This is a genomic window from Pseudonocardia sp. GCM10023141 (genome assembly GCF_042653605.1).
In genome coordinates, this window is the sequence record NZ_JBHSIR010000068.1 from 175,307 (window position 1) to 201,530 (window position 26,224).

Sequence of the window (26,224 nt, forward strand, 5' to 3'; positions counted from 1 at the left end):
ACCTTCCGGTCAGCCGATCAGCAGCCCACGCATGACGATGTCGAGCATCTCCTCGAGCGCCGTCGACAGCTCGAACGGCGCCGGATCCGCGGAGATCCAGCGCAACACCGTCGCGAAGTAGCCCGCAGCCAGCAGCGCTCCGACCTGCACAGCATCGGGCTCGGGCCGCAGCTCGCCCTGCTCCTGCCCGTCCCGAACCACGGCGGTCAGGTCGACGTCGAGCGCCGGGTTGCGCAGCAGCCCACCGAAGCGCACGGACGCGTCCATCAGAACGACCGACTCGTGGCGCGACCCGGTGTTGAGCAACGCCATCTCGTGCAGGTAACAGCTCAGGCGGCGAGTGGCCGGCAGCTCCGCGGCACCTGCCGCAGCCAACGACTCGGCAACGGCGGCACGCCGCCGACGCCCCCATTCCTCCAGGAACGTCACCTTCTGCGGGAAGTGGTTGAACACCGTCGCCCTGGCGAAGTCGGCGCGTTGGGCGATGTCGTTCATGGTCGTGGCCTCGAAGCCGCGTTCGAGATACAGCTCGACGGCGGCCTGGTACAGGCGGTCCCGCGCCTCCTCCCGCTTGCGCTCCCGGCGGCTGGGCTCAGCGCTGCCCGGCGCCCCGCTGCCCGACGCCCCGCTGATCGACGCCCCGCTGATCGACGCTGGCGACTGGCTCATGTCCGCAGTGAAGCAGACGGTTGACCGCCGCGCCGATTGCCCCTACATTACCGTCCATGTTTGGACTTGAGTCCAGATATGGACCAACGTCCAAGTGAGGTGGCGGATGACGACATCGTCGGCGATCGCGGAGGTCCACGACCTGGGGCGGGGATGCCATGCCTGGCTGCAACGCCGGCCGGGCTGGGGCCGCAGCAACACCGGACTGATCGTCGGCCACGGCGAGTCGCTGCTGGTCGACACCCTGTTCGACATCCCGCTCACGACCCGGATGCTCGATGACGTCGCACCGCTGCTCGCCTCGGCCCCGCTCACCGTGGCCGTCAACACCCACGGCAACGGCGATCACTGGTTCGGCAACCGGGCGCTCGCCGACGTCGAGATCGTGGCAGCGACGGCGACGGTGGCCGACATGCGTGCGGTCGGGCCGGCCGAGGTGACCGGCCTGATGAGCCTGCCGACCGCCGCGGGCCGCTTCGCCGGTTCGATCTTCGCCCCGTTCGACATCGCCGGCGTCGCCGAGCTCGGGGTGGCGTACCCGACCCGCACGTTCGACGGCGAGCTGGACCTGGTCGTCGGCGGTGTCGACGTGCAGCTGATCGACGTCGGACCCGCGCACACCGGCGGCGACACCATCGTCCACGTCCCGGATGCCCGGACCGTGTACGCGGGCGACATCGTCTTCGCAGGAGCGACGCCGATCGCGTGGAACGGTCCGATCGCCAACTGGATCGCCGCCTGCCGCCGGATCGTCGCGCTGGCGCCGCAGCGCGTCGTGCCCGGGCACGGACCGGTGATCGCGCCGGGACAGCTGCAGGCCGTCGTCGAGTACCTGGAGTTCGTCACCGAGCAGGCGACGGTCGGATTCCGAGCCGGCTGGTCGTTCGAGGAGACCGCCGCACGGATCGACCTCGGCCGGTACACCTGGCTCCCGGAGCGGGAGCGGCTCGCCGTCAACGTGCACACCGTCTACCGAGAGCTCGACCCCACATTGCCCGCACTGGCGGGCCCCGAACTCTTCGGCTGCATGGCCGCGCTCGACACCGCATTCGAATCCGTGCCAACCCCCGATCAGGAGCGCTGACATGTCATCGACGACAGCACGCCCTTCCACCATCCCCAGCGGCCGCCTACCGGTCGCCACCCTCGTCGCCGGTTGCGCCGCCGTCTTCCTCGCCCAGATCGGCCTGGTCTGGCCGGCCGCGATCAACGGGGTCATCCAGGTGGCTTTCCGTGCCAGCGGCGCGCAGCTGAGCTGGGTCAGCGACGCGTTCCTGGTGCCGATCGCGATGACGAGCCTGACGTTCGGAGTGCTCGGCGACCGCTACGGCCGCAAGAAGATGCTGGTCGGCGGCGCGATCGCGATGGCACTGGGCTACCTCGTCTCCGCACTGGCCGGCACGGTCCAGTTGCTGTGGGTCGGCCAGGCCATCTGCGGTGTGGGAGCCGCGGCGCTGTTCGCGTCGTCCCTGACGATGATCACCGCAGCGACCCCGGAGCCCGGCAGGCGGGCACGTGCACTCGCCGCCTGGACGACAGCGCTGTCCACCGGGGCGCTGGCGGCGCCGGTGCTGTCGGGCGCGGTCGTGGAGATCACGTCGATCAGCTGGGCATTCGCCTTCGTCGGGGTGATCGCGCTCGTCATCGCAGTGCTCTGTGCGGTGCTGGCGCGCGAGTCGAGCGCTCCCGAGGGGCGCGCATTGGACTGGCCGGGGCAGATCAGCATCGCGCTCGCCCTGCTGGCCCTGCTCTTCGCGGTGATCGAGGGCCCCGCACTCGGCTGGGGCTCGCCGCTCGTCATCGCGTCATTCGTGCTCGCCGTGCTGCTGCTGGTCGCGTTCGTCCGGATCGAGCAGCGGTCCCCGGCGCCGATGCTGCGGCTGGGCCTGTTCCGGATTCCCGCGTTCTCCGCGTCCGCCGCCGTCGCCGTCGTGGGCATGTTCGGGTTCCTCGGCGGCGCCTACGTGCTGAGCATCCGGCTCGGCGTCATCGCGCACCTGAGCCCGCTGGCGGCCGCGGTGCCGTTCGTCATCGTGCAAGGCGTCACACCGTTCATCTGGCCGGTACTGGCCCGGCTGCTGCAGCGATTCGGACCACGTCCCATGCTGGTCACGGGGCTGGTGAGCCTCGCCGTGTCGCACCTGTGGCTGCGGGCACTGCCCGCCACCGACACCGCGCTGCCGCCGATGCTGCCGTCGCTCGTTCTGATGGGGCTCGGCTTCGGCCTGGTCGTCTGTGCCCTCACCGCCGCAGCGGTCAACGCCGTCCCCGTGAGCCACGCCGGGATGGCCAGCGGCACGACCAACATGGTCCGCGACCTGGGACAGACGCTCGGGCCGGCCATCATCGGCACCGTCGCGCTGAGCCAGGCAGGCACCCTGCTGGGTGGCAGCCTGGCCGTGTCCGGGCTGCCGGCCGCCCAGCTGGGGGTCGCCCAGGGCGTCCTGGCCGCAGGCGGCCCGCTCGCGCTGGCCACTGCGCCATTGGGACCGCTCTCGACCACCGTTGCTCCGCTCGCCCGTACGGCACTCACCTCCGGCTACGACGCCGGCCTGCTCGTGACGGCCATCGCGTGCCTCGCGGCCGCCGTGATCGCGGCCGTCCTCGTCCGCGGTGGCCAGACCCCCGCGTGAGACCAACCACCATGGAGGTACCTACCGTGAACCAGTACCGGCCGAGCACGACCGTTCGATGGACGGGCGCCGCGCTGCTGGTCGCCGCCGCGATCATCCACGTCGTGCTGATCCCGCAGTACCCGATCCCGGCTCTGCAGATCCTGTTCGTGTTGTCGGCGCTCGGCCTGACGGTCGGCGCCGTTCTACTGGCGGTGGGCGCGCCGACGCTGGGCTGGGTCCTCGGGGGCGGCACGGCACTGCTGACGGCGATCGGGTACGTCGTGCGCAGCACGCTCGGGATTCCCGGTGTCCTGCCCTTCGCGTTCCCGTTCTTCAGCCCGCCGACCGGCCCCATCAGCGTGCTGCTGGAACTGATCGCCGTCGGCCTGGCCGCCAGGGCACTGCGCGGCTCGGCCCGGCCGATCCGGGCCGCCGTGATCGCCGAGATGCAGGACCGCGTCCGCAGCCGGGCATCATGAAGTTCGCCACGGTCGAGGAGGCCGACGGCAGCGTCCGGTGCGGAGTGGTGGACGGCGCGACGCTGCGCCGGCTCCCGGTCGGCACCACCGTGCTCGGGCTGCTGCGCTCGGGCACCCTGCATGAGGCGGGCGCCGCGGCAGGCGACCCGATCGCACTGGCAGGGCTGCGCCTGCTACCGCCGCTGGAGGTTCCGACGGTGCGCGACTTCGTCGCCTTCGAAGAACACATCGAAGCGATGGCCGGCACCACACCGGAGGCCTGGTACGACGCACCCACCTTCTACTTCGGCAACCCGTACGCCATGATCGGCGCCCACGACGACGTCGCCGCGCCGCCGGGTTGCACGTTGCTCGACTTCGAGCTCGAGGTCGCCGCCGTCGTCGGCCGCGCCGGTACCGACCTCACCCCCGACGCCGCGCGCGAGCACATCGCCGGCTACACGATCTTCAACGACTGGTCGGCGCGAGACCTGCAACGGCGCGAGATGCAGGTCAACCTCGGCCCCTGCAAGGGCAAGGACTTCGCCACCACGCTCGGCCCGATGCTCGTCACGGCCGACGAGCTGGAGCACCGTCGCGACGCCGACGGCTTCCTGCGCCTCGCCATGAGCGTGTCGGTCAACGGTGTCGAGGTCGGCCGCGACCTGCTGTCCAACATGGCCTGGCGCTTCGAGGACCTCGTCGCCCACGCCAGCCGTGGCGCCCAGGTCCGACCCGGTGACGTGCTCGGCTCGGGCACCTGCGGCAACGGTGGTTGCCTCGCCGAGCTGTGGGGGCGCTCCGGGGAGCAGCAGCCGCCTGCGCTGCAACCCGGGGACGTCGTCACGATGGCCGTCGAGGGCATCGGCACGATCACCAATCGCGTCGTCGCAGGCAACGGTAGTGCGGTCACGACCGCGCGAGGCCGAAGAGGCGCAGCACGATCAGGCCACCCACGAAGCTGACACCCTCCACGAAGCCGGCATCCACCGCCTCGACCTCATCCCTCCCCCGCCGTTTCACGGCTGCAGCACCCGGTCGAGCAGGTCGTCCAGCGCGTCCTCGGCGCCGGCGAGGGCAGCAGCGGGATCCGCGGCCCTGGCGATCATCACTGCCAGCTCGTTCACCACGGCCAGCAGTGCGTGGGCGAACACGTCGACGTGGCCGCTGCCGAGCACGCCCTGCGCGGCTGCCTCGGTGAGCGCCCCGCGCAGGGCGCCCAGCACGCTGGTCTCGTCGCGCTCGCGCCAGCGCTGCCAGCCGAGCACCGCGGGCGCGTCGATGAGCATGATCTGCTGCACGACCGGGTCGACGGCCTGGCGGACCCAGGCCACGCAGCCGACCCTGATGAGCTCGACCGGCGTGGTCACGCCCACCGCCGCCCGGGCCAGCCCGGCCTCGATCCGCAGCGTGACGTGGTCGAGCACGGCCTCGAACAGCGCGTCCTTGCCGGGGAAGTGGTGGTACAGGCTGCCCTTGCTGACGCCTGCCGCGCGCATCACCGCATCGATCGAGGTGCCGTCGTAGCCCGCGGCCGCGAACAGCTCGGTGGCCACCTCGACGATGTGCTCGCGGGTGGCCCGGCCACGGATCGCGTTCTGGTTCACGGGCACTCCTCCGTTGACAAACAGACGGACGGTCGGTCTACTTGGCCATAGACCGACCGTCGGTCTGCCAATGCTAACGGGGACATCGCATGGCTCTCACGACCCTCGCCGAGTTCGACCGCCGTCGCCACCTGATCGACACCGCCTCCGGACCCACCAGCTACGTCGACGTCGGCAACGGCCCGCCTGCCGTGTTCGTGCACGGGGTCGGCACCAGCAGCTACCTGTGGCGCCGGGTCATCGACCGGGTGTCCGCCCGTCGCCGCTGCATCGCCGTCGACCTGCCGGCGCACGGGTTCACCCCGGCCGCACCGCAGCAGGACCTCCGGCTCGGCGCGCTGGCCCGCTTCGTCGCCGACGTCTGCACGGCCCTGGACCTCGGCAGGCTGGATCTGGTGGCCAACGACACCGGCGGCGCCGTCGCGCAGATCGTCGCCGCCCGCGATCCGGCGCGGCTGCGCAGCCTGACGCTGACCGACTGCGATTCCCACGACCGCGTCCCGCCCAAGGCGTTCCGGCCCACGGTGCTGCTGGCCAGGGCGGGCCTGCTCGCGCCGCTCGGCCGGTTCGCCCACCGGTGGCTGACCGCGGACCGCCTCCGCACGCGGCTCTACGGCACGACCTACCAGGACCCCGGCGTCCTCCCCGACGACCAACTCCGGGTCTGGACGCAGAGCCTGGCGAGCGCAGCGGGGGCCCGGCAGTTCCAGCGCTTCGTGGCCGGCCTGCGCCCCGACGACCTGCTGGCCGTCGAGCCGCAGCTCGCCGCGATGGAGGTCCCGACCCTGCTGGTGTGGGGCACCGACGACGTCTTCTTCCCGATCAGCGACGCTCGCTGGCTGCTCGACACGATCCCCGGCGCCGAGGAGATCGTGGAGATCGACGGCGGCCGGCTCTTCTTCCCCGACGAGCGGCCCGACGAGCTCGCCACCGCGTTGCTGCGCCACTGGGCGGCGCACAGCCCGACCCGCCGGCAGGGCTGACGCTCAGGGTTGGGACAGCAGCCGCAGTGCCGCGGCCGAGGACGTGCCCTTCGGCGCGCTGCAGATCACGAGCGTCTGGCCGGGTGCCTGCACCGACGTGAGCAGCTGCTGGGTGACCGTGAGGCGGCCGACGACCGGATGCCGCATCCGGTAGACCGCCGACTGCGACGGCCGGATCGTGTTGGCCGCCCAGAGGGAGGCGAACTCGGCGCTCTCGACGGCCAGCTGCCCGATCAACGCCAGCAGGCGCGCGTCGTCCGGGAACTGCGCGGCGAGTATCCGCAGGTGCCCGACGCTGGCCAGCGCCTTCTCCTGCCAGTCGAGGTAGAGCTCGCGGGTGTGCGGGTCGAGGAAGACGAGCTCGGTGGCGTTGGGCCGCGTCGCGGGCACCTCGACCGCGCGGGGGTCGAGATGGCCGGCGAGCAGCGCGTGCCCGGCCGCGTTCCACGCGAGGATGTCGCGGCGGCGTCCGAACACCATCGCCGGTGCGTCCCCGACGGTGTCGAGCAGCTCGGCCAGCCCGGCGTCGACCGTCTCGAGAGCGGGCTCGACGGGCGCGGGTCGCCGGTGAGCGGCGCTCGCCAGCAGGTGCAGGTGCTCGCGTTCGGCGTCGGACAGCCGCAGCGCCCGCGACAGCGCGTCGATGACCTGGGCGGACGCGTTGAGCGCCTGGCCCTGCTCGAGCCGCGTGTAGTAGGAGGCGCTGACGCCGGCCAGCATCGCGATCTCCTCGCGGCGCAGGCCGGGCACCCGGCGCGGTCGGTGATCACCGAGGCCGACGTCCGAGGGCGTGAGGCGGGCGCGGCTCGCGTGCAGGAACCCGCCGAGGGTGCCGAGCTCCGACACGGGTGGCATGGCCCCGATCCTCGCAGGTCGCGCGCGGTGGTGCCTGCCACTGGCAGGGGTACCCAACGCGCGGTCTGGTTGCCGGGTGCGGCGGCGGAGATGCTGGTGGAGCCCCATGACCAGAGGAGCACGCATGCACGAGGTCGTACTCGGTGACGTCAGCATCACCCGCATCGAGGAGATGCACGGGCCGATCCTGCCCCCGAAGGTGTTCTTCCCGACCATCCCCGAGAGCGCTTGGGACGAGCACCGGGACATGCTCGTGCCCGACCACCTCGACGCGGACGGTGAGATGGTTCAGGTCGCCATGCAGACCTGGCTCCTGCGCAGCGGCGGTGCCACGATCCTCGTCGACACCGGGGTCGGCAATGACAAGGCACGACCCGCGGTCGAGGTCTGGGACCACCTTCACCTCGACTTCCTCGGCGCGCTCGCCGCGGCGGGCGTCCGCCCGGAGGGCGTCGACCTGGTCGTCAACACGCACCTCCACGTCGACCACGTCGGCTGGAACACCGTTCTGCGCGACGGCGAGTGGGTGCCGACGTTCCCCAACGCGACCTACCTGATGCCCCGCGCCGACTTCGAGTTCTGGAACCCGGCCAACAACGCGAACATCGTGGGCGGGGTCAACGAGAACGTCTTCGAGGACAGCGTGGCACCGGTGCACGCGGCGGGTCAGGTGCAGCTGTGGGAGGGCAGCCACGTCATCGACGCGGCGTTGCGTCTGGAGGCGGCGCCGGGCCACACCCCGGGCTCGAGCGTGCTGAAGCTCGTCTCCGGGTCCGAGCACGCGCTGTTCGCGGGCGACCTGATGCACACGCCGCTGCAGATCATCGAGGTCGACCACGAGAGCTGCTTCTGCGAGGACCCCGCGGGCGCTCGTGCCACGCGGCGCGCTCTGCTCGGCTGGGCGAGCGACACCACGGCGCTGGTGCTGCCGGCGCACTTCAGCGGCGCGGGCGCGCTGGAGGTCGAGCACCGCGGAGACGGATTCGGGATCCGGCGCTGGGCCGGCTTCGACCGGCTGTGAGCATCCAGGCACAGGCACGGGCCGCCGATCCGGTCGTCACGACCACGTCGGGCCGGGTCCGGGGCCTGCAGACCGCGGCGGCCCGGGTGTTCCGTGCCGTGCCCTACGCGGCACCACCGACCGGCGCGCTGCGGTTCGCCGCGCCCCGGCCCCATCCGGGGTGGTCCGGGATCCGGGACGCGACGCGCCCGGGCCCGACGGCGCCGCAGCCCCCGCGAGGGCGCCTCGGGCGCCTCGACGTCTCCCCGTTCTTCGGTGACGGCTGGGTGTCGGGCGACGACTACCTGACCGTCGACGTGTGGTCGCCCCGCGATCCTGCACCCCGCGCCCCCGTTATCGTGTTCGTGCACTGCGGAGCCGCCATCGCCGGGTCCACCCGCGGCCCGGTCCACGACGGCAGCGCCTTCGCCAGGGACGGGGTCGTCCTCGTCACCGTCAACCACCGCCTCGGCATCCCCGGGTTCCTGCACCTGCCCGACGCGCCGGACAACCGTGGGCGCCTCGACGTGATCGCCGCGCTGCGGTGGGTCAAGGACAACATCGACGGCTTCGGCGGCGACCCCGGCAACGTCACGCTGGCGGGCCAGTCCGCCGGGGCGATGACCGTCGCGGGCATCGTGGGCGCACCCGACGCCCGGGGCGCCCACCGGCGCGCCATCATCCAGAGCGGCAGCGGGACCGCCGCCTTCACCCGCGAGCAGGCCGGGATCGTCAGCGCGGCCGTCGGGCGGTCGCTGGGGGTCGAACCGACGGCGGCCGGGCTCGCGGCGTGCTCCGACCGGCAGCTCGTCGACGTGCTGGCGCCGCTCATGGAGCTCGACCTGACCACGGACGACGCCCCCGCGCCGATCGGCGGCATCACGCCGTTCGGGCTCGTGCTCGACCGCCAGCCCGCCGACACCCTCGCCGAGCGTGGGACGGGTGTCGACCTGCTCATCGGGTCCAACAGCGAGGAGAGCAGCCTCTACCTCACCCCGTTCCGCGACCTCGCGGACGCGACCGAGGCCGACCTGCACCTCACCGCGGCCCGGTTCCACCCCGACCCCGCGGGCCTGGTCGCGGCGTACCGGGCGGCCCGCCCGTCCGCATCGCTCGCAGCGCTGCAGGTCGCCCTGCTCGGCGACGGCATGTTCGGGGTCGGAACCCGCCGCTACGCGGAGGCGCACGCGCGATCCGGGGACGGGCGAACCTTCGTCTACGAGTTCACCTGGCGCTCCGACGCCCTCGACGGGCAACTCGGCGCCAGCCACCTCATGGAGCTGCCCTTCGCCTTCGACAACGCCGACCTCGCAGCGCTGCACGGACCCGACGCGCTGCTCGGGACGCGACCGCCCCCGGCCGACCTCGCCTCCCGCATGCACGGCGCCTGGGTCCGCTTCGCCACGGACGGGGACCCCGGCTGGTCGCCCTACTCCCCCGCCCGGCCGGCCGTCGAGGTGATCGGTGAGACCTGGGAATCGGTGATCGGGCGCCACGCAGCGGAGTTCAACGCGTGGTGAACGCCACCGCGACCAGCGCGAAGGCGAACGCCAGTATCGCCGCACCCGAGCGGAAGACGTCGATCCGCTGCCACCGCCGGATCTCGGACTTCCAGTCGTCGGGCGGCCTGTCGACGCTCCACGCGTCCACCTGGATGTTGATCGGAACGGTGCCCAGGAACGAGAACAGGACGAACGCCACCAGCGCGATGACGGTGGCCCACCGGGACGCGATGCCCGGCCCCGTCCCGCTGACGACCAGCACGGCGATCCCGGCCACCACCGTCGGGATCATGATGGTCGGCACCACGACCCACAGGCGCCGGATGAGCGCCTGCCGGGCCAGGATGTGCGACCGGTCGGCCAGCGTGGACAGCGCGGGCTGGATGCCGTAGCAGACGATGAACTCCTCCCCCGCCAGGATGCCGGCGAGGAACAGCCCGACGAACTGCAGCACGGCGACTCCCACGCAGCATCCTTCCCGGGCGCGGCTCGCCGTCGGTGACCGGTGCGGCCGAGTGGCTCCGCGAACGCACGAAGCCGGTTCCCGGTACGTCCCCGCTGGCAGGCCACCTTCGCGCGGCGATGGCAGGAAAGCCACTTTCCCGCAACGTCGTTGCGGGAAAGTGGCTTTCCTGCAACGCGTTCGAGAGTCCGCGCCGAACGTCCCCGAAGCACCGCTGCGGCGTCCGCCAGCGGACCCTCAGGCCACCACGGCATCGGCCAGCCGCTGCACCGCCTCCCGCACGTCGGCATCCGGTAGCGAAGCGAAGCAGCAGCGCGCCGCGGTCGGCAGCGGCGCGTCGACCGCGAACGCGCTGCCCGGCACGAAGCCGACCCCGTGTTCCAGCGCGCGCGGCAGCAGCGCCGTGGTGTCGGTGCCCTCGGGAAAGTCCAGCCAGCAGAACATGCCGCCCGTCGGCGTGGAGCACGTGACCTGTGGGAGCAGCTCCGCAACCGCGGAGGTGAACGTCCGTGCGCGGGCGGCCGTCGCGGCACGGACGCGGTGCAGGTGCGCATCGAACCACGCGGTGTCGCAGAGCAGCTCGGTCGTGATCGACTGCGTCAGCGACGAGGTGCACAGGTCCGCGCACTGCTTGAGCCGCTCGACGGCCGCACAGACCTGCGCCGGGCCCGTCAGCCAGCCCACCCGCAGCGCGGGCGCGAGGATCTTCGACGCGCTGCCCAGGCGCACCACCCGATCGCCGTACGCGGCGACGGGCACGGCCGGGGCGCCGTCGAACGCGAGCAGCCCGTAGGGGTCGTCCTCCACGACGAGGAAGCCGTAGCGGTCGGCGAGGGCGGCCAGCTCGCGGCGTCGCGGCGCGGCCATCGTCACGCCGCGCGGGTTGTGGAAGCTGCTGACGGTGTGCACCAGCCGGGGCCGCAGGCCCACCGCGAGCCGTTCGGCCAGCACGTCCACCCGCATGCCGTCGCCGTCGAGCGGCAGCGGGTGCAGCGCCGCTCCGGCCGCCTGGAACACCTGCAGCGCCCCGACGTAGGCCGGATCCTCGACGACCACGACGTCGCCCGGGTCGAGCAGGACCCGCGCGAGCAGGTCCAGCGCCTGCTGCGAGCCGCTGGTGACGACGACGCGATCGGACGGGATGGGCCGTCCGCAGCGCTGCGACTCGTGCGCCGCCAGCACGTCGCGGAGCCCGGCGAGCCCGGCCGTCTCGCCGTACTGGACCGACGTCGGTTCGGCCAGCGCCACCGCCGCAGCCTCCGCGATGCGCTCGCGGGGCAGCAGGTCGGTGCCGGGCAGCCCGCCGGCGAGGCTCAGCACGTCGGGACGGGCCGTGAGGGTGAGCAGGTCGCGGATGGCGGAGCCGCGGACGGACTCCCACCGGGTGGAGAGGGTGATCACGGGAACCTCGCAGTCGATCGGACGGTGATGGTCACGTCCTGGATCGACAGGGCGGGCGCGTGCGGTGCTGCATCAGGCGGGTGGGCCGGAACCGATGATGGCTGACGGCTCCCGAGATCCGGAACCCGTTTCCCGTAGCGTGGGACGCAACCCGATCCCGGCCACCGCGCCGACCCGTTGGCCACCGCGCCAACGCCATGACGTTGGCGCGGTGGCTACGACGTTGGCGCGATCGCGTCAGGTGGACGCCTTCGCCAGCAGCGGGATCAACTTGCCGCTGTCCATGTATTCCCGGAACCGGACGACCCGGCCGCCAGCCAGCGTCCAGACGTGGGCGAACCCGACCTCGAAGGGCTGGCCACCGATCCGCCCGCGATGGTGGCCCTCCGCGATCACCTGGTCGCCGGCGTCGAGGAGGCGGTCGGGCTCGACCCGCAGGTCGTCGTAGATGCCGGGGAGCGCGCCGAAGAAACCGGCCACCTCCCCCGGCCCGTGGAACGTGCCCCCGCCGGGCAGCTCATCGGGTGCGTACCACTCGATGTCGTCGGCGAAGATCGCGAGCACCGCAGGCACGTCGCCGCGGCCGAACGCCTCGTAGCCGTCACGGATGATGTCGATGTTGGAGGGCATCGTCGCCCCTCTCGTGGGTGGATCCAGCCTCGTGGCTGCTGCAGCGGCCTCCCCCAGGACCGGAGGGCCACCGTCCTCGCCGCGGGCGCCCGGGTCAATCGACCGGTCGGCGGCCGCGCGGCGTCCGGTCGCCCCACCGAGAGCCGGATCCCGCCCGATGAGGAGGCCGGGGTGCTGATCCTCGCAGGCGGCGGCGCGTGCACCGGTTCGCCGGCTATGTCGACTGCGTGCCGGGGCGCCGGTCGGGGCGGTCGGCCAGCAGCGGGAGGGTGGGGTCCCATGTCGTGCCGTCGGCATGGTCGCGACGGCGGCGGGCGATCCTCGACAGCGCCTCGAGCACCACCCGGTTGGCCAGGAACGAGGTGATGTCGGCGTGGTCGTAGGGCGGCGACACCTCGACGCCCACCACCGGCAGCTCGTAGGCGATGATCCGGCCCTGCGGCCCGAACCGCGTGCCGGCGCGGTGCGAGGTGCCGCCGTCGAACGGGCCCCGAGGATGACGACGTCGGCGCCGGCATAGGTCGCCGGCTCCGCCCAGGTCGCAGCGCTCCACGCCGAGGAAGGTGATGTCCGGTCCGAACTGGGCTCCGTAACGGGCCACGTCAGCTGCTCCGATCCTGCTGGTAGGTGTCGAATGCTGCCGCTGGGAAGCCACAAGGTTCCATCAGGCGGTCCGAGACCAGGGGCCGGACAGCCACAGGGTTCCATCAGGCGGTCGGCGGCCACGCCGACAAGGAGCTGCCGCCAGCCACCAGGATCACCCCAGCCGCCAGGCCTCACTGATGTACTTGCTCATGAGGAACTCGCCGAAGGCCGCCACGATGCCCGGATGGCGAGCCTCGAGCGACCACTGCGGCGCTGCTGTCGAGCCGCCCGACACCACGCGCAGCCCGTTGACGAACACGCCGGACCGCTGGAAGTCGCGGACGAGCCCGCTGAGCGCGTCGAGCTGGTCGGGGATCCCCGCGGTGTGACCCGCCACGGCCTCGTGGCAGAGGTGGATGCGGGCGCCGTCGGCGTCCAGGTCGGCCGCGGGCAGCGGCCCCTCGCCGGGCAGCAGCGTCTCGATGCCCATCAGGTTCAGCGTGGCCATGGCGGGGGCGAACCAGCGTTCGAACTCGTCGATGTCCGTGTCGACCAGCGCGAGGTGCCCGCCCGGTCCCGATTCGGCGCGCCGGGACTCGACGGGTGCGACGACCGCGGCCGCCCGGCACAGCTCCGCGACCAGCCGCTCGATCTCGGAGGCGCGGAAGGCCCGCGTGAACGCCTCCTCCTCGGAGAACCCGGCGCGGCCGCGATGGAACTCGGCCTCTTCGAGGGTGCGTTCCTCGGGCTGGCCGCTGTCGAGCACGCCGGGAACCCACGGCGCGCATGCGGGTCGCTCCGCGTCCATCGCACCCCCGCCTGACCGGCCGCAGGACCGGTCGGGCGTCGGCCCGACCAACTGACCACCCTACCGCCGCAACGGGCCGCGGTGACTCAGATCGAGCCGTCCGGCCCATCGGTGACGTACCCCAGGCGCTTGTCGACGACGTTGTGCAGCGGTTGCCCGGCCCGGTACCGGTCGAGGTTCGCGATGAACGCGTCGACGAGCGCGGCGCGCCAGCCGTGGGTGTCTCCGGACATGTGCGGCGAAATGATGACGCCGGGCAGCTCCCACAGCGGTGACGACGGCAGCAGCGGCTCCGTGGCGACCACGTCGAGCGCGGCCCCGCCGAGGCGGCCCAAACGGACCGCGGCCACGAGCGCCGCCTCGTCGACGAGCGCGCCGCGGGCCACGTTGATCACGCGGGCCCCGGCGGGCAGCGCGGCGAGCGCGGCGGCGTCGACCATGCCGCGGGTCTGCTCGGTCAGCGGCGCGGCGAGCACCAGCCAGCCGGCGCGGGGCAGCAGTACCGGCAGCTCGTCGAAGCCGTGGCGCCCGGGCGCCGCCGCCCGCCCGACGAGCTCGACGTGCATCCCGACGGCCCTCAGCAACCGCGCGACGGCCCGCCCGATCGGTCCGCCGCCGACCACCACGGCCGTCGCGCCTGCGACCTGCTCGGCGTCGCGGTGGCGCCATTCGCGGCGCGCCTGCAGCGCCAGCGTGGTGGGCAGGTCCTTGGCCATCGCGAGCACCAGCCCGAGCACGTACTCGGCGATCGGGGTGTCGAAGACACCACGCGAGTTGGTGACCGTGACGGCGGAGCCGGCGAGCCCCGGGAAGCTGAGCCGGTCGACCCCCGCACTGGCCGTGTGCACCCAGCGCAGCCCGGCGTCGGCGGCCGGCCAGGCATCGTGGACGGCGTCGGAGAGGAAGTCCCAGACCAGCAGCACCTCGGTGCCGGGGAGCGCCGCCGCCAATGTCGCGGCGTCGTGGGCGAGACGCACGTGCTCCAGCCCGCTGAGCTGCGGTTGGTCATCACCGTGTAACACGGTGATCGTCGGATGGACCCCTTGACCTGCGGAAACGGACACGATCGTGGTCCTCCCCCGCGGGCACCCCCGCGATTGACACACTCGGAAGCGCTCGTATCATTGTCGACAATCCGCGTCTGCCCTGCTGCTGGGCAGGTGAATCCCGTCGACGCCGGAGTTGGTGTTGTCATGTCGAAGTTGATCCGGATCTCCCTCGAACGCCGCGGCGTCTCGTGCATCGCCGAGCTGCTCGAGAAGGAGGCTCCCCGCACGACCGCCGCGGTGTGGGACGCGCTCCCGCTCGGGGGCGACACGCAGCACGCCAAGTACGCGCGCAACGAGGTCTACACGATCGTTCCGCGCTTCGGTCCCACGATCGGCCACGAGAACACCACCGTCACCCCGATCCCCGGCGATGTCTGCTACTTCGACTTCTCCGGCGGCGTGCTCGATGCGGCGTTCAAGGACGACCAGGGCATCGACCAGGAGTCGGGCGGCATCGACCTCGCGATCTTCTACGGCCGCAACAACCTCCTGATCAACGGTGACGTCGGCTGGGTCCCGGGCAACGTCTTCGCCACGATCGTCGAGAACCTGCCGGCGATGGCCGAGGCCTGCCACGACGTCTGGCGCTCGGGCAGCGTCGGCGAGCGGCTCACGTACGCACGCGTCGACGGTTAGCAACCGTGCCGACCGAACTCTCCGTGGGCTTTGCCGGAGGTCTCACCGAACCCACCAGCCAGCAGGGCATCGGCGTCGTCGCACCGTTCGACTTCGCGCTCGATCGCGAGCTGTGGCGCTGGGTGCCCGATGACGTGTCGCTCTACCTCACGCGGCTGCCGTTCACCACCACGCCCGTCACCGTCGCCATGGCGGTGGCCTGCGGGGATCGCCGGGCCGTGCGCCGCGCCACCCGCGACGTGCTCACCCCCGAGCCCGGCGCCGTGGCCTACGCCTGCACGTCGGGCAGCTTCGTCGAGGGCGCCATCGGGGAGATGGTGCTGCGCCGCACCATGCTCGACATGGGCGCGCCCGCGGCCTGCACCACGTCCGGTGCGCTGATCGACGCGCTCCGCCTGCTCGGGATAAGCCGGGTCGCGGTCGCCACGCCCTACATCCCGGCCGTCACCCGGCGGCTGGTGTCCTACCTGGCCGAGCACGGGGTGCGCACCACCGCGTGCCAGGGACTCGGCCTGCTCGGCCAGATCTGGCGCGTCAGCTACGCCGAGATCGTGGAGATCGTGCGGGCCGCCGACAACGACGACGCGGAGGCGCTGTTCATCAGCTGCACCAACCTGCCCACCTACGACATCATCGCGCCGCTGGAAGCGGCGCTCGGCAAGCCCGTGCTCACCGCCAACCAGGTCACGATGTGGGCGGCGCTGCGGGCAATGGGTCGCGCGGCCGTCGGCGGGGGTTCCCTGCTGCAGGCCGACGCGCTGTCCTCGGTCACCGGGGCACCCCCGACCTCAGGAGCGGCATGACACCGACCGTCGGCATCCTCTACCCCGGCTACTCCGCCGAGGACGACTACCCGCGCGCGGAGGCGCTGCTGGGTGGCCCCCGGCTACCGCTGGTGCACACGGAGATGCGCGAGGACGCCCACCGCGTCGACGCGCTGCTCGACATCGGCTCCGACGACGTGCTCGCCGCGGGCGCGGCCGCCATCCCCGGCCCGCTCGACGCGATCGTGTGGGCCTGCACCAGCGGCAGCTTCGTGTTCGGCTGGGACGGCGCGACGGCCCAGGTCGCCGCCCTCGGCAGCGCGGCGGGCGTGCCCGCGTCGAGCACGTCGTTCGCCTTCGTCGACGCCTGCGCCCAGCTCGGCGTCACCCGCGTCGCCGTCGGCGCCACCTACCCCGACGACGTCGCGGAGCGGTTCGTCGCGTTCCTCGGCCATGCCGGGATCGAGGTGCTGAGCCTGTCGGCGCGCGGCATCGTCACAGCCGCCGAGGTCGGCACCTTGGAACCGGCCACGGTGCTCGCGTTCGCCGCGGCCGCAGACCACGCCGACGCCCAGGCGCTGCTGCTGCCCGACACGGCGCTGCACACCGTCGGGCTGCTCGACGAGCTGGAGGCGCACGTGGGCAAGCCGGTGCTCACGGCCAACCAGGTCAGCGTCTGGCAGGGGCTGCGCATGGCCGGGGCGGCCACCCCGCGGCCGGGGTTCGGGGCGCTGTTCAGCACGGCCGCCATCCCGTGGACCTGACCTCGCTGGAGCCGGTGGAGCGGCGCTCGACGGCAGAGGTGCTCGCCGACCGGATCCGCGAGGCGATCATGCGCGGCACGTTCCCGCCGGGCACCCAGCTCGGCGAGGTCGAGCTCGCCGCCCACCTCGGGGTGAGCCGCGGGCCACTGCGGGAGTCCATGCAGCGGCTCGTGGCGGAGGGCCTGCTGCGCAGCGAGCCCCACCGCGGGCTGTTCGTCCGCTCGCTCGACGCCGCCGACGTCCGCGACGTCTACGTCGCGCGCATGGCCGTCGAGCAGGCGGCCGGGCTGCTGCTCATCGCCGGTGACCGGGCCGCGGCCACGCTGCGCCTGACGCTGGCGCTCGCGGCCATGGAGGCGGCCGCCGGTGATCCGCTGGCGCTCGCTGACGCCGACCAGGCCTTCCACGCCGAGCTCGTGGCGGCATCGGGCAGTCCGCGCCTGCACCGGATGGCCGAGGCACTGCTCGTCGAGACGCGGATGTGTCTCGCCGCGCTGCAGCAGACCGCGCCACCGGCCGGTCCGCTGATCGCCGAGCACCGGGCGTTGCGCGACGCGATCCGCGACGGTGACGCCGCACGCCTCACCGAGGTGCTGGCCGCGCACATGACCGACGCCGTCGACCGCATCCTCGCGCCCACCGCCGTTCCGGAGGCGATCACGGTGGAGCCTGCACTACCCGCATGATCAGGTGCGTCGCTACATGAGACGCCGCCCCGGGCTGTCCCGTGGAAGACTGCGCTCCGCCATGGTCCGACTCCGCGGGAGGCATCCGTGATCCTCATCGTCCTCAAAGCCAAGATCAAGCCGGAGAAGCGCGACGAGTGGCTTGCCGGGGTCAGCAAGTACACCGCCGACGTGCGTTCGGAGCCCGGCAACGTCTCGTTCGACTACTACGAGAACGGCGAGTCCCCGAACGAGTTCGCCATCGTCGAGGTGTTCGCCGACGGTGACGCGGGCTCGGCGCACGTCGCCACCGAGCACGCCACCAACTTCTTCGCCTGGATGCCGGCCATGATCACCGAGCGCCCGAAGATCAACTACCAGGCCCTCGACGGAGAGGCCTGGTCGGAGATGGCCGAGGTCACGCCGGAGTAGTCGGCAAGGCCGGTCGGTGGACGTTCCCGGGTCAGCGTTCGCCGTGTCCACCGCCAGGGAGCCCGAGCTCCCCGTTGCCCTGCGGGATCCGACGGAGCGGGTCGGGATCGGATGGACGAGCAGGCTCTCCCTGAACCTCGTCGGCATGTGGATCGCCTGGTACGCACCCCTGCAGGTGCTGCTGGGCCTGCATGCCGCCGCTATCGCCCCCGCCGGCAAGGAGTTCGTGTTCGGACTGGCGAGCGGGCTGGGCGGATTGACGTCGATGGTGGTCAACCCGCTGGTCGGCGCCCTGTCCGACCGGACGACGTCACGGTTCGGGCGGCGGGTGCCGTGGGTCGTCGGCGGCGGTCTGGTGGCGGCTGCGGGTCTGGTGGTGCTGTCGGTCGCGGACGGCGTCGGCCTCTTCGTGATCGGCTGGTGCCTCACGCAGGCCGGGCTCAACACGATGCTGGGCTCGCTGACCGCGTTCCTGCCCGACCAGGTGCCGCACGCGCAGCGGGCCACCGTCGGCGGTGTCGTCGCGCTGGCCACCACCGTGGGCGTGCTCGCCGGCACCGGGTTGGCGGCCGCGTTCGGCGCCGGCCGTCCGACCGTCGCGTACCTGGTGTGCGCGGGGATCGTGCTGCTGTTCCTGATCCCCAACGTGCTGTTCGGCAACGATGCCGTGCTCCCGAGTGCGTGGCGCCCGCCCGTCGGGGTGCGGGCGATCCTCGCCGGGTACTGGATCAGCCCGCGCGAGCACCCCGACTTCGGCTGGGCATGGCTCTCGCGCCTGCTGATCAACCTGGGCAACGCCGTCGGCACCGTCTACCTGCTGTTCTACCTGCAGGATGCCGTCGGCTACACCGATCCGGCCACCGGCGTGTTCATCCTGACCCTGCTGTACGCGATCGCGGTGGCGGCCACGGCCGTCGTCGCCGGTCCGCTGTCGGACCGGATCGCGCGGCGGAAGGTGTTCGTGATCGTCTCCGGCAGCGGCGTCGCCGCCGCTCTCGTGATCCTCTGCCTGCAGACGTGGACGGCCGCCGTGGTCGGGGCCGTCCTGCTCGGCATCGCCTACGGCACGTACACCGCGGTCGACCTCGCGCTGGTCACCGAGGTGCTCCCGGCCTCGGTGGACCGCGCGAAGGACCTCGGCATCATCGCGATCACGAGCACCCTGCCGTCACTGCTGGCCACGGTCGTCGCCGGCGTCATCGTCACCACGCTCGGCGGTTACCTCACCCTCTACCTCGTGGCCGGCGGGTTGGCGGTCGTCGGGGCGCTGCTCGTGACGAGGATCAGGGGCGTCACCTGATGGGCTCGAGACGGGCGGCGCGGGGCGCGTCACCACCCGTCGACGCGGTGCCGGGCACCACCGAGCGCTAACCTCCCCCGACCGCTGGCCGACCAGGCCGCATCGACGTCGAGGAGCCACCGCCCGATGCGTGCGCCGAGAGCAGTGCTCGCCGTGCTGGTCGCCGCGGCCGTCGGCGTGAGTTCCGGATGCGCCGCCTTCCCGGCAGGCCGGGCCGCCATGACGGGGTCGCCGCAGCACATCACCATCAAGTTCGTGGCCGGCGCTCCCCAGGGGGGCCTGCTCCGGACGCGGGTCCCGCTGGGCAGCAGGGTCGAGCTCTCGATGCGCAGCGACGTCGACGAGAACCTGGTCCTGCACGGCTACGAGCTGGACGCGATGGTGCCGGCGGGCGGAACCGGCACCATCGCCTTCACCGCCGACGTCCCCGGGATCTTCGTGACCGACGCCGAGCGCAGCGGCGTCCACGTGGCGCGCATCGAGGTGCGCTGACGGGGCACGCGTTCGCGACGCGAATCAGGGCGAGCAGCCGATCACCGCAAGCGCCGTGCGGACGGTCTCGCCCAGCTCCGCACGGCCCGCGCCGCCCGCGGCCTGCACAGCGAGACCCATCCCGACTGTCGAGACGAACCGGGCGAGTGCCGCGGGCGGTTGGCCCGCCGGGAGCGGGTCGTCCTCGGCACCGGCCCGCTCGTACCGCTCGTGCAGGGCGATCTCGCCGAGTCCACGGCGCCGGGCGAGCTCGTCACGGATCTCGTGATTCTCCGCGCTGCACGTCAGGCCGGTCTGCACGGTGAAGCAGCCAGCGGGATGCTCGGGATTCGTCAGCTGCAACACCCACCGGCGCAGGTACTCGGCCGTCACCGCGCACGCGGTGGGCTCGTCGAGCGCGGCGACCGTGAAAGCGCCGTAGACCGCCGCGTAGCGGTCGAGCGCGCGCAGGAACAGGCCCTTCTTGTCGCCGAAGGCCAGGTACAGCGCCGGGCGGTTGATCCCCATCGCCTCCGTGAGCGCGGTGAGCGAGGTGCCCTCGTAGCCGTAGCGCCAGAACGTCAGCAGCGCCGCGTCGAGCGCCGCGTCCGTGTCGAAGGCACGCGGTCGTCCCGTCCTCGCCATCTTCCACCGCACTTTCCGACCAATCGGTAGGCCACCTCGACAGCATCCCACACCGATGCTAGGTTCAGTTTCCGACCAATCAGTAGGAAAGACCGGAGCGCGATGATGAGCGGTGTGGTGCGGCTGTACGAGCACGGCGGTCCCGAGGTGTTGCGGTTCGAGGACGAGACGGTGGGCGAGCCGGCAGCGGGGCAGGTGCGCCTGCGGCAGGAGGCGATCGGCGTCAACTTCGTCGACACCTACTTCCGCACCGGCACGTTCCCGACCGGCCCGCTCCCGACGGTGATCGGCGGCGAGGGCGCCGGCACCGTCGACGCGGTCGGTCCCGAGGTGGACGGGGTCGCGCTCGGCGACCGGGTCGGCTACTACTTCACCCCCGGCGCGTACGCCGAGACCAGGCTCATCGCCGCGGCCGACCTGATCCCGCTGCCCGCGGACGTCCCGGCGCCCGATGCGGTCGCGCTGCTCGCCAAGGGGCTCACGGCCTGGGGTCGCCTGCGGCGCGTGCACGCGGTGCAGCCGGGCGAGACGGTGCTGGTCACCGGCGCGACCGGGGGTGTCGGTTCGCTGCTCGCGCCCTGGGCGCAGCACCTGGGCGCCACGGTGATCGGGCTGGTGGCGAGCGCGGATCGCGCTGCCGCCGCGCGTGCACTCGGACTCGAGAACGTGGTGGTCGCGGGCACGGGCGAGCTGGCAACAACCGCGGCCGGGGGCGTGGACGTCCTCTACGACGCCGTCGGGCAGGCGACGTTCGCCGAGGCGGTGGCGGTGCTGCGCGACGGCGCCACGCTCGACCTGCTCGGCGCCGCATCGGGGCCTCCCGACCTCGACACCGCCGACCTGGAGCGGCGCCGGATCGCGGTCACGCAGACCCCCACCTTCACGCACCTGCCGGACCGGGCGACGCTGCTCGACGCCGCCGACGAGGTCTTCCGAGCCTGGCGCGACGGCGTGTTCGGCAAGCGCGAGGTGCGCACCTACCGGCTCGACGAGGCTGCGCAGGCGCACCGGGACCTCGAGGCCCGGGTGCCCGGCGCGGCGATCGTCCTGCTGCCCGGCCGCGCCTGAGCAGGCTCACCACCTCACACGAACGCGCTCTCCCCCGTGATGGCCTTGCCGACGATGAGGGTGTTCATCTCGCGGGTGCCCTCGAAGGAGTAGATTGCCTCGGCGTCGGCGAAGAAGCGGGCGATGTCGTTGTCGAGCACGATCCCGTTGCCGCCGAAGATCTCCCGACCCCACGCCACCACCTCCCGCATCCGGGCCGTGACGAACGCCTTGGCCAGCGCCGAGTGCTCGTCCTCGACGACACCGGAGTCCTGCAGGCCGGCCAGCCTCACGAGCATCCCCCAGGACGCGGTGATGTTGCCGAGGCTGCGCACCAGCAGGTCCTGCACCAGCTGGAACCCCGCGATCGGGCGCCCGAACTGCTGGCGCTGCTTCGCATAGGCCAGCGCCAGCTCGTAGGCGCCGACCATCACGCCCAGCGCCTGCCAGGCCACGCCGCCGCGGGTGGCCCGCAGGATCTCCGCGACGTCGCGGAAGGAGCCGATGTTCTGCAGGCGGTCGGACTCGGGCACCCGGACGCCGGTCAGGGTGATCTCCGCGTTCTCGACGATCCGCAACGCCACCTTGTTCTCGATCTTGACGACGTCCATGCCGGCGGCGTCCTTCGGCACGACGAAGCCCTTGACCTCGTCGTCGTCGACGTCACGGGCCAGCACGACCACCATGTCGGCGAAGGTGGCGTTGCCGATCCACTTCTTGGCGCCGTCGAGGATCCAGGTCGCGCCCTCGCGCCGAGCCGTGGTCTGCATGCCACCCGCGACGTCGGAACCGTCCAGCGGTTCGGTCAGCGCGAAGGCGCCGATCAGGTCCATCGAGGCCATGGCGGGCAGCCAGCGGTCCCGCTGCTCCTGATCACCGCCGAAGTACACGCTGTACATGGCCAACCCGCTGTGGACGCCGAGGAACGTGGCCACCGAGGCGTCGACGCGGGAGTACTCCATGGCCAGCATGCCCGTGAGCAGGTTGGTGGCGGCGGGACGGGGCTCGCCGTAGCCCTCGTAGGCCAGCGCGGCGAACCCGAGCTCGCGGAACCTGCCGATGAGCTCCCGGGGGAACTCCCCCCGGGCCCAGTACTCCGTGACCAGCGGCGCGACCTCGGCCTGCAGGAACTCGCGGGCCGTGACGAGGATCTTGCGCTCCTCGCCGGTCAGCAGCGACTCGTAGTCGTAGAAGTCGGCCACCAGCCGGTCACCCGTACTGCCGCTCATCGGTGCTCCTCCTCGCGCGCACCCCGACGGTGCAGCGTTGCCGGGGGGTTCCCGTTCTCAGGGCGCGGGAACCGGCTCCGGCGTCCGGTTCCGCTTCTGCACCCGGCTCATCGCCACGGCCAGCTGGATCAGCCCGGCGGCGAGGATGACGCCGTGGACGACGCGCAGCGCAGGCGGACCGAAGAACTGCGGGATGAACAGCGCAAAGCCGACGGCGAACAGGACGGCGCTCCCGCGCGCGAGCACTCCGGAGCGGGTGACGGCGATCGCGGCGAGCACGGCACCGCCGCCGAGCGACAGCAGCCCGAGCGCGAACGTCGTGGCGGCGACAGGGCCGAAGCGCACCGCGTCGGCCATGGCGGGCAGGTCGAACCCGCCACCGGCGGCCTGGCCCGCGATGGCGTGCAGGGCGAAGTCCTCCGCACCGTAGTAGGGCAGCGTGAGGCCGGCCCCGATCCAGGTCACGAGCACCGCGGGTAGGGCCAGCGACTCGCCGCGGGTGCCGCGGACGAGCGGGACCAGCGCGAGCAGACCCAGCGGTACGAGGATGAAGCCGATCATGGCGAACAGGTGGGCCGCGACCCAGGCGCCGGAACCCATGGACGCGAGCGCGCCGGCGGCGGTGGTCTCGTCGTTCCACGGCCGCAGGGCCGGGTAGAGCAGGAACAGGACACCTGCTACGGCGAGTGCGAGCGCGCCGAGGCGGGTGCGTGAGGACGTGGTGGACATCAGTTCTCCCTGGTGGACAAGTCGGTGACGTACATGTGGATCAGTTGCTCGAACGTGTCGTCGAGGCCTTCCGGGAGGCCGAACCCGCCGGCCGCCTCGATGGACACGAAGCCGTGCACGATCACCCGCAACCGCCGGGTGGCGTGCACGGCGGCGGAGTCGTCGAGGCCGTAGCCGCGCAGCGTGGCGAAGACGACCTCGAGCAGCCGCGTGCCCGCGGCCTGCAGCGCCGCGTCGTGCAGCGGGTCCATCGGCACGGCGGCGTAGCGCCCCGGGTGGGCGGTCACGTAGGACCGGCAGGCCCGCATCAGCGATGCGACGGCGTCGGCGCCGCTGCGTCCCATGACCGCCGCCGTGTACCGCTCGGTCATCTCGTCGAGGATCCGCACGGCGACGAGCGTGCCGAGGTCGGCGAGACCGCGGACGTGCTTGTAGAGCGACGGCGCCGCGACCCCGGTTCGCGCGGCGACGGCGGCCAGCGTCAGCCCCGACACACCCTGCTCGTCGATCACCGCGACCGCGGCGTCCACGACGGCGGACGTGGAGAGGCCGGCCCTAGGCACAACGACGCTTGCTATTGCTCATAGCTAAAAAGCTACGCTCCATAGCTTCGGGCCGTCAAGCGTGTTGCTGGTGCCCCGCGCGGACCGTGCGAGACTGCCAGGGTGCACTGGCGGTCGCGGCTCACCGAGCTCCGCACGACGCTGACGGGGGTCGACCCCGGTCTCGTGCGCCTGCGCTTCGGCGGGATCGCGGCGCTGTCGATGGCGCTGGCCGTGGTCATCATGTCCGTGATCAGGGCGCTCACCGGCGAGCCGATCACGGTGGTGCTGATCGCCGGCGTGCTCGCGATGGCCAGCAACCTCGCCGTCAACGAACCCGAGCTCGGACGGCTGCGCGTCACCACCGCCCTCATGCTGCTGCCGGCGCTCGGGGCGGTGGCCGGTGGCACCCTGCTCGCCCCGCACCGCATCGTCGCCGACGCCGTGTTCGTCGTGGTCATGGTGGTCGCGGCCTACATCCGCCGGTGGGGCCCCCGCGGCAACGCGCTGGGCATGGCGGCCTTCTTCGGCTACTTCTTCACCCAATTCCTGCAGGCCGCGGTCGCCCAGCTGCCGTCACTGCTGGTGGCCACCGTGATCGGTATCGGCTCCACGCTGCTGCTGCGCGGCTTCCTGTTCACCGAGCACTCCGAGCGCACGCTCGCGCGGCTCTCCCGCGCGTTCCGGGCGCACGTGCACGCGCTCGTCGAGGCCGTGGCCGGGTTGCTGCAGCTGCCCCCCGACGCGACCGCGGCCGACATCGAACGCGAGCTCGTCGACGTCCGCAGCGCGCGCACGAAGCTCAACGAGACGGCGCTGCTGGTCGTCGACCGGCTGGAGCGTGACGACCACCCCGGCGCCGAGCACGACGAGGCGCTGGAGCTGCGGGTGCTCGATGCCGAGCTGGCCGCGGAGCGGCTCTCGGTGGCCACCCGCCGGCTCGTGCAGGGTGAGCCGTTCCCCGACGACGTCCGTCGCACGCTGGCGGCGGGGTTGCAGTCGCTGGGCGCGGCCACGGCCACCGGCACCGAGCCGAGCGTCGTGTCGGCACTGCTCGACAGCTCCCGCCGCAGCGTCGCGTCGATCGTGGCCGAGACCGACGGGCTCGGCGACCGCGCCCAGCGCGTGGCGTTCGCGATCGTCCGGCTGTCCAACGCGCTGGAGTCCTCGGCGGCGGCCGCGGCACCGGCGATCGCCGGGCACCGCGGCGTCGCCGCTCACGACGACCCCCACCCCGACCGCCCCGCCGATCGCCCAGCCGACCTGCACGCCGACCTCCCCGACGAGCCCGAGCCCCGCCGCGACCCCGTGGCGGCCACCACCACGACCCCGGGGCTGCTGCCCACCACCCGCGTGGCCGTGCAGGTGGGCGTCGCGACGAGTCTCGCGATCGTGCTCGGCGAGCTGATCTCCCCCGCCCGCTGGTACTGGGCGGTGATCGCGGCGTTCGTCGTGTTCGCCGGCACCACCAGCCGGGGCGACGTGCTGAGCCGCGGCACCCAGCGCGTGATCGGCACGATCGGCGGGGTGGCCGCGGGCATGGGACTGGCGCTGCTCGTCGGCGACGCGGCCGTCCCCGCCCTGATCCTGATGTTCGGGTGCGTGTTCTTCGCGCTCTACCTGGTGCGGGTGTCACAGGCGCTGATGGCGTTCTGGGTCACCGCCGTGCTGGCGCTGCTGTACGGCCTCATCGGCCAGTTCAGCGTCGAGACGCTGCTGCTGCGCATCGCCGAGACGGCCGCCGGCGCGGCGCTGGGCATGCTCGCCGGCTACCTCGTGCTGCCGACGGGCACCCGGGAGGCGTTCGGCGACGCGCTCGACACCCTGGTCGACTCGGCGGATTCCACGCTCGACGCCGCCGTCGACCGGCTGGTGGGGCGCGAGCCCGAGACGGCACCCGTCGAGCTGGCCAGGGCGATGGACGACGCGCTGGGCGTGCTGCGGCTGCGCGCGAAGCCGCTGGACAACCCGCTGCCCCGCCGCCGCGGGCGCGGCAGCTACCAGCGCGCGCTGCGGGTGCTCACCGGTGTCGACCACTACATCCGGCGCATCGCCCGCATCTCCGACAGCGGCGCCGCGCCGGGCTGGGCGACCACGCTCGAACCCGCCGTCGAACGGGTCCGGTCCAACCTGGACGCGCTGCGCCAGCTGCTGCGCCACCGCGACCCCGGCCCGTTCCGGTCGGCGGAGGAGGTGGTGGACGCCGCCGAGGCGTTCGCCGCGCGCACCGAGGAACTCCCCCGCCGGGCCCAGCTCCTCACCGTCGCCCGGATGCTGCGGCGCATCGACCAGGCGGTGGTCGGCTTCGCCGCCGACATCGGGGGCAAGGTCCCCGACGATCAGCAGCGCCCTGCTTGAGGTCGTTCCTCCCCCGT

Annotated in this window: 29 protein-coding genes; 16 read left to right on the forward strand and 13 right to left on the reverse strand. The window is 72.6% G+C overall.

The window, feature by feature from the left end; translation table 11 throughout:
* Nucleotides 1-9: 9 nt before the first annotated feature.
* Entirely contained in the window at nucleotides 10-669 is a 660-nt protein-coding gene (locus tag ACFPFQ_RS40180) for a TetR/AcrR family transcriptional regulator (RefSeq protein WP_379628499.1), read from the reverse strand.
* A gap of 106 nt (nucleotides 670-775) precedes the next feature.
* On the opposite strand from ACFPFQ_RS40180, the gene ACFPFQ_RS40185 reads away from it, so the two are divergent.
* From ACFPFQ_RS40185 to ACFPFQ_RS40200, 4 genes are read left to right on the forward strand one after another with little or no spacing between them, the layout of a single operon-like run.
* Complete coding sequence (locus ACFPFQ_RS40185) at nucleotides 776-1,753, forward strand: MBL fold metallo-hydrolase (protein ID WP_379628500.1); 978 nt, start codon at nucleotides 776-778, stop codon at nucleotides 1,751-1,753.
* 1 nt (nucleotide 1,754) lies between these two features.
* On the forward strand, nucleotides 1,755-3,302 hold the full coding sequence (locus ACFPFQ_RS40190) for an MFS transporter (protein ID WP_379628501.1): 1,548 nt from the start codon (nucleotides 1,755-1,757) through the stop codon (nucleotides 3,300-3,302).
* A gap of 26 nt (nucleotides 3,303-3,328) precedes the next feature.
* Nucleotides 3,329-3,763: a hypothetical protein gene (locus ACFPFQ_RS40195; RefSeq protein ID WP_379628502.1), complete on the forward strand. Its 435-nt coding sequence runs from the start codon at nucleotides 3,329-3,331 to the stop codon at nucleotides 3,761-3,763.
* Nucleotides 3,760-4,707, forward strand: a complete 948-nt coding sequence (locus ACFPFQ_RS40200) for a fumarylacetoacetate hydrolase family protein (protein WP_379628503.1) — start codon at nucleotides 3,760-3,762, stop codon at nucleotides 4,705-4,707. Before ACFPFQ_RS40195 ends, ACFPFQ_RS40200 begins: the two co-directional genes overlap by 4 nt.
* 54 nt (nucleotides 4,708-4,761) lie before the next feature.
* Here ACFPFQ_RS40200 and ACFPFQ_RS40205 read toward each other — a convergent pair whose 3' ends face one another.
* Nucleotides 4,762-5,349, reverse strand: a complete 588-nt coding sequence (locus ACFPFQ_RS40205) for a TetR/AcrR family transcriptional regulator (protein WP_379628504.1) — start codon at nucleotides 5,347-5,349, stop codon at nucleotides 4,762-4,764.
* 89 nt (nucleotides 5,350-5,438) lie between these two features.
* On the opposite strand from ACFPFQ_RS40205, the gene ACFPFQ_RS40210 reads away from it, so the two are divergent.
* On the forward strand, nucleotides 5,439-6,332 hold the full coding sequence (locus ACFPFQ_RS40210; protein WP_379628505.1) for an alpha/beta fold hydrolase: 894 nt from the start codon (nucleotides 5,439-5,441) through the stop codon (nucleotides 6,330-6,332).
* Between the two features lie 3 nt (nucleotides 6,333-6,335).
* On the opposite strand, the gene ACFPFQ_RS40215 is transcribed toward ACFPFQ_RS40210, so the two are convergent.
* Nucleotides 6,336-7,187: a helix-turn-helix domain-containing protein gene (locus ACFPFQ_RS40215; protein ID WP_379628506.1), complete on the reverse strand. Its 852-nt coding sequence runs from the start codon at nucleotides 7,185-7,187 to the stop codon at nucleotides 6,336-6,338.
* Nucleotides 7,188-7,311: 124 nt separating this feature from the next.
* Here ACFPFQ_RS40215 and ACFPFQ_RS40220 point away from each other — a divergent pair, with 124 nt between their 5' ends.
* Together ACFPFQ_RS40220 and ACFPFQ_RS40225 are read left to right on the forward strand one after the other, a co-directional pair.
* Nucleotides 7,312-8,208, forward strand: a complete 897-nt coding sequence (locus ACFPFQ_RS40220) for an MBL fold metallo-hydrolase (protein ID WP_379628507.1) — start codon at nucleotides 7,312-7,314, stop codon at nucleotides 8,206-8,208.
* Complete coding sequence (locus tag ACFPFQ_RS40225) at nucleotides 8,205-9,707, forward strand: carboxylesterase/lipase family protein (protein WP_379628508.1); 1,503 nt, start codon at nucleotides 8,205-8,207, stop codon at nucleotides 9,705-9,707. Before ACFPFQ_RS40220 ends, ACFPFQ_RS40225 begins: the two co-directional genes overlap by 4 nt.
* Here ACFPFQ_RS40225 and ACFPFQ_RS40230 read toward each other — a convergent pair.
* From ACFPFQ_RS40230 to ACFPFQ_RS40255, 6 genes are all read right to left on the reverse strand, one after another.
* Nucleotides 9,694-10,155, reverse strand: coding sequence for an anthrone oxygenase family protein (locus ACFPFQ_RS40230; RefSeq protein WP_379628509.1), 462 nt, complete (start codon nucleotides 10,153-10,155; stop codon nucleotides 9,694-9,696). The genes ACFPFQ_RS40225 and ACFPFQ_RS40230 overlap by 14 nt on opposite strands.
* 234 nt (nucleotides 10,156-10,389) lie before the next feature.
* On the reverse strand, nucleotides 10,390-11,553 hold the full coding sequence (locus ACFPFQ_RS40235; RefSeq protein WP_379628510.1) for a PLP-dependent aminotransferase family protein: 1,164 nt from the start codon (nucleotides 11,551-11,553) through the stop codon (nucleotides 10,390-10,392).
* Between the two features lie 237 nt (nucleotides 11,554-11,790).
* Nucleotides 11,791-12,183 (reverse strand): nuclear transport factor 2 family protein, encoded by a 393-nt coding sequence (locus ACFPFQ_RS40240; RefSeq protein ID WP_379628511.1) that lies wholly within the window; start codon nucleotides 12,181-12,183, stop codon nucleotides 11,791-11,793.
* Nucleotides 12,184-12,397: 214 nt separating this feature from the next.
* Nucleotides 12,398-12,784 (reverse strand): hypothetical protein, encoded by a 387-nt coding sequence (locus ACFPFQ_RS40245; RefSeq protein WP_379628512.1) that lies wholly within the window; start codon nucleotides 12,782-12,784, stop codon nucleotides 12,398-12,400.
* A gap of 156 nt (nucleotides 12,785-12,940) precedes the next feature.
* Nucleotides 12,941-13,576: a hypothetical protein gene (locus ACFPFQ_RS40250; protein ID WP_379628513.1), complete on the reverse strand. Its 636-nt coding sequence runs from the start codon at nucleotides 13,574-13,576 to the stop codon at nucleotides 12,941-12,943.
* An 86-nt stretch (nucleotides 13,577-13,662) separates the two neighbouring features.
* Nucleotides 13,663-14,640, reverse strand: a complete 978-nt coding sequence (locus ACFPFQ_RS40255) for a D-2-hydroxyacid dehydrogenase (RefSeq protein WP_379628514.1) — start codon at nucleotides 14,638-14,640, stop codon at nucleotides 13,663-13,665.
* Nucleotides 14,641-14,769: 129 nt separating this feature from the next.
* On the opposite strand from ACFPFQ_RS40255, the gene ACFPFQ_RS40260 reads away from it, so the two are divergent.
* From ACFPFQ_RS40260 to ACFPFQ_RS40290, 7 genes are all read left to right on the forward strand, one after another.
* Nucleotides 14,770-15,261, forward strand: coding sequence for a DUF3830 family protein (locus ACFPFQ_RS40260; RefSeq protein ID WP_379628515.1), 492 nt, complete (start codon nucleotides 14,770-14,772; stop codon nucleotides 15,259-15,261).
* A gap of 5 nt (nucleotides 15,262-15,266) precedes the next feature.
* Entirely contained in the window at nucleotides 15,267-16,064 is a 798-nt protein-coding gene (locus ACFPFQ_RS40265) for an Asp/Glu racemase (RefSeq protein ID WP_379628516.1), read from the forward strand.
* Nucleotides 16,061-16,789: a maleate cis-trans isomerase gene (locus ACFPFQ_RS40270; RefSeq protein ID WP_379628517.1), complete on the forward strand. Its 729-nt coding sequence runs from the start codon at nucleotides 16,061-16,063 to the stop codon at nucleotides 16,787-16,789. Before ACFPFQ_RS40265 ends, ACFPFQ_RS40270 begins: the two co-directional genes overlap by 4 nt.
* Nucleotides 16,780-17,475, forward strand: coding sequence for a GntR family transcriptional regulator (locus tag ACFPFQ_RS40275; RefSeq protein ID WP_379628518.1), 696 nt, complete (start codon nucleotides 16,780-16,782; stop codon nucleotides 17,473-17,475). The genes ACFPFQ_RS40270 and ACFPFQ_RS40275 overlap by 10 nt, the downstream gene beginning before the upstream one ends.
* A gap of 87 nt (nucleotides 17,476-17,562) precedes the next feature.
* On the forward strand, nucleotides 17,563-17,886 hold the full coding sequence (locus ACFPFQ_RS40280; protein WP_379628519.1) for a putative quinol monooxygenase: 324 nt from the start codon (nucleotides 17,563-17,565) through the stop codon (nucleotides 17,884-17,886).
* 43 nt (nucleotides 17,887-17,929) lie between these two features.
* Nucleotides 17,930-19,186 (forward strand): MFS transporter, encoded by a 1,257-nt coding sequence (locus ACFPFQ_RS40285; RefSeq protein ID WP_379628520.1) that lies wholly within the window; start codon nucleotides 17,930-17,932, stop codon nucleotides 19,184-19,186.
* A 126-nt stretch (nucleotides 19,187-19,312) separates the two neighbouring features.
* Nucleotides 19,313-19,678 carry a hypothetical protein gene (locus tag ACFPFQ_RS40290; protein WP_379628521.1) on the forward strand — a complete coding sequence of 122 codons (366 nt, stop codon included), beginning with the start codon at nucleotides 19,313-19,315 and terminating at the stop codon, nucleotides 19,676-19,678.
* Between the two features lie 24 nt (nucleotides 19,679-19,702).
* Here ACFPFQ_RS40290 and ACFPFQ_RS40295 read toward each other — a convergent pair whose 3' ends face one another.
* A complete protein-coding gene (locus tag ACFPFQ_RS40295; protein ID WP_379628522.1) occupies nucleotides 19,703-20,302 on the reverse strand; it encodes a TetR/AcrR family transcriptional regulator in 600 nt (199 codons plus the stop codon).
* A 105-nt stretch (nucleotides 20,303-20,407) separates the two neighbouring features.
* Between ACFPFQ_RS40295 and ACFPFQ_RS40300 the strand changes: the two genes are divergently transcribed.
* Nucleotides 20,408-21,370 (forward strand): zinc-binding dehydrogenase, encoded by a 963-nt coding sequence (locus tag ACFPFQ_RS40300; RefSeq protein ID WP_379628523.1) that lies wholly within the window; start codon nucleotides 20,408-20,410, stop codon nucleotides 21,368-21,370.
* A gap of 14 nt (nucleotides 21,371-21,384) precedes the next feature.
* Here ACFPFQ_RS40300 and ACFPFQ_RS40305 read toward each other — a convergent pair whose 3' ends face one another.
* The 3 genes from ACFPFQ_RS40305 to ACFPFQ_RS40315 are packed head-to-tail and all read right to left on the reverse strand — an operon-like array spanning nucleotide 21,385 to nucleotide 23,870.
* Nucleotides 21,385-22,578: an acyl-CoA dehydrogenase family protein gene (locus tag ACFPFQ_RS40305; protein WP_379628524.1), complete on the reverse strand. Its 1,194-nt coding sequence runs from the start codon at nucleotides 22,576-22,578 to the stop codon at nucleotides 21,385-21,387.
* Nucleotides 22,579-22,635: 57 nt separating this feature from the next.
* Nucleotides 22,636-23,307 (reverse strand): hypothetical protein, encoded by a 672-nt coding sequence (locus ACFPFQ_RS40310; RefSeq protein ID WP_379628525.1) that lies wholly within the window; start codon nucleotides 23,305-23,307, stop codon nucleotides 22,636-22,638.
* Complete coding sequence (locus ACFPFQ_RS40315; RefSeq protein WP_379628526.1) at nucleotides 23,307-23,870, reverse strand: TetR-like C-terminal domain-containing protein; 564 nt, start codon at nucleotides 23,868-23,870, stop codon at nucleotides 23,307-23,309. Before ACFPFQ_RS40315 ends, ACFPFQ_RS40310 begins: the two co-directional genes overlap by 1 nt.
* A 102-nt stretch (nucleotides 23,871-23,972) precedes the next feature.
* On the opposite strand from ACFPFQ_RS40315, the gene ACFPFQ_RS40320 reads away from it, so the two are divergent.
* Nucleotides 23,973-26,207, forward strand: a complete 2,235-nt coding sequence (locus ACFPFQ_RS40320) for an FUSC family protein (RefSeq protein ID WP_379628527.1) — start codon at nucleotides 23,973-23,975, stop codon at nucleotides 26,205-26,207.
* The last annotated feature ends 17 nt before the right edge of the window (nucleotides 26,208-26,224 follow it).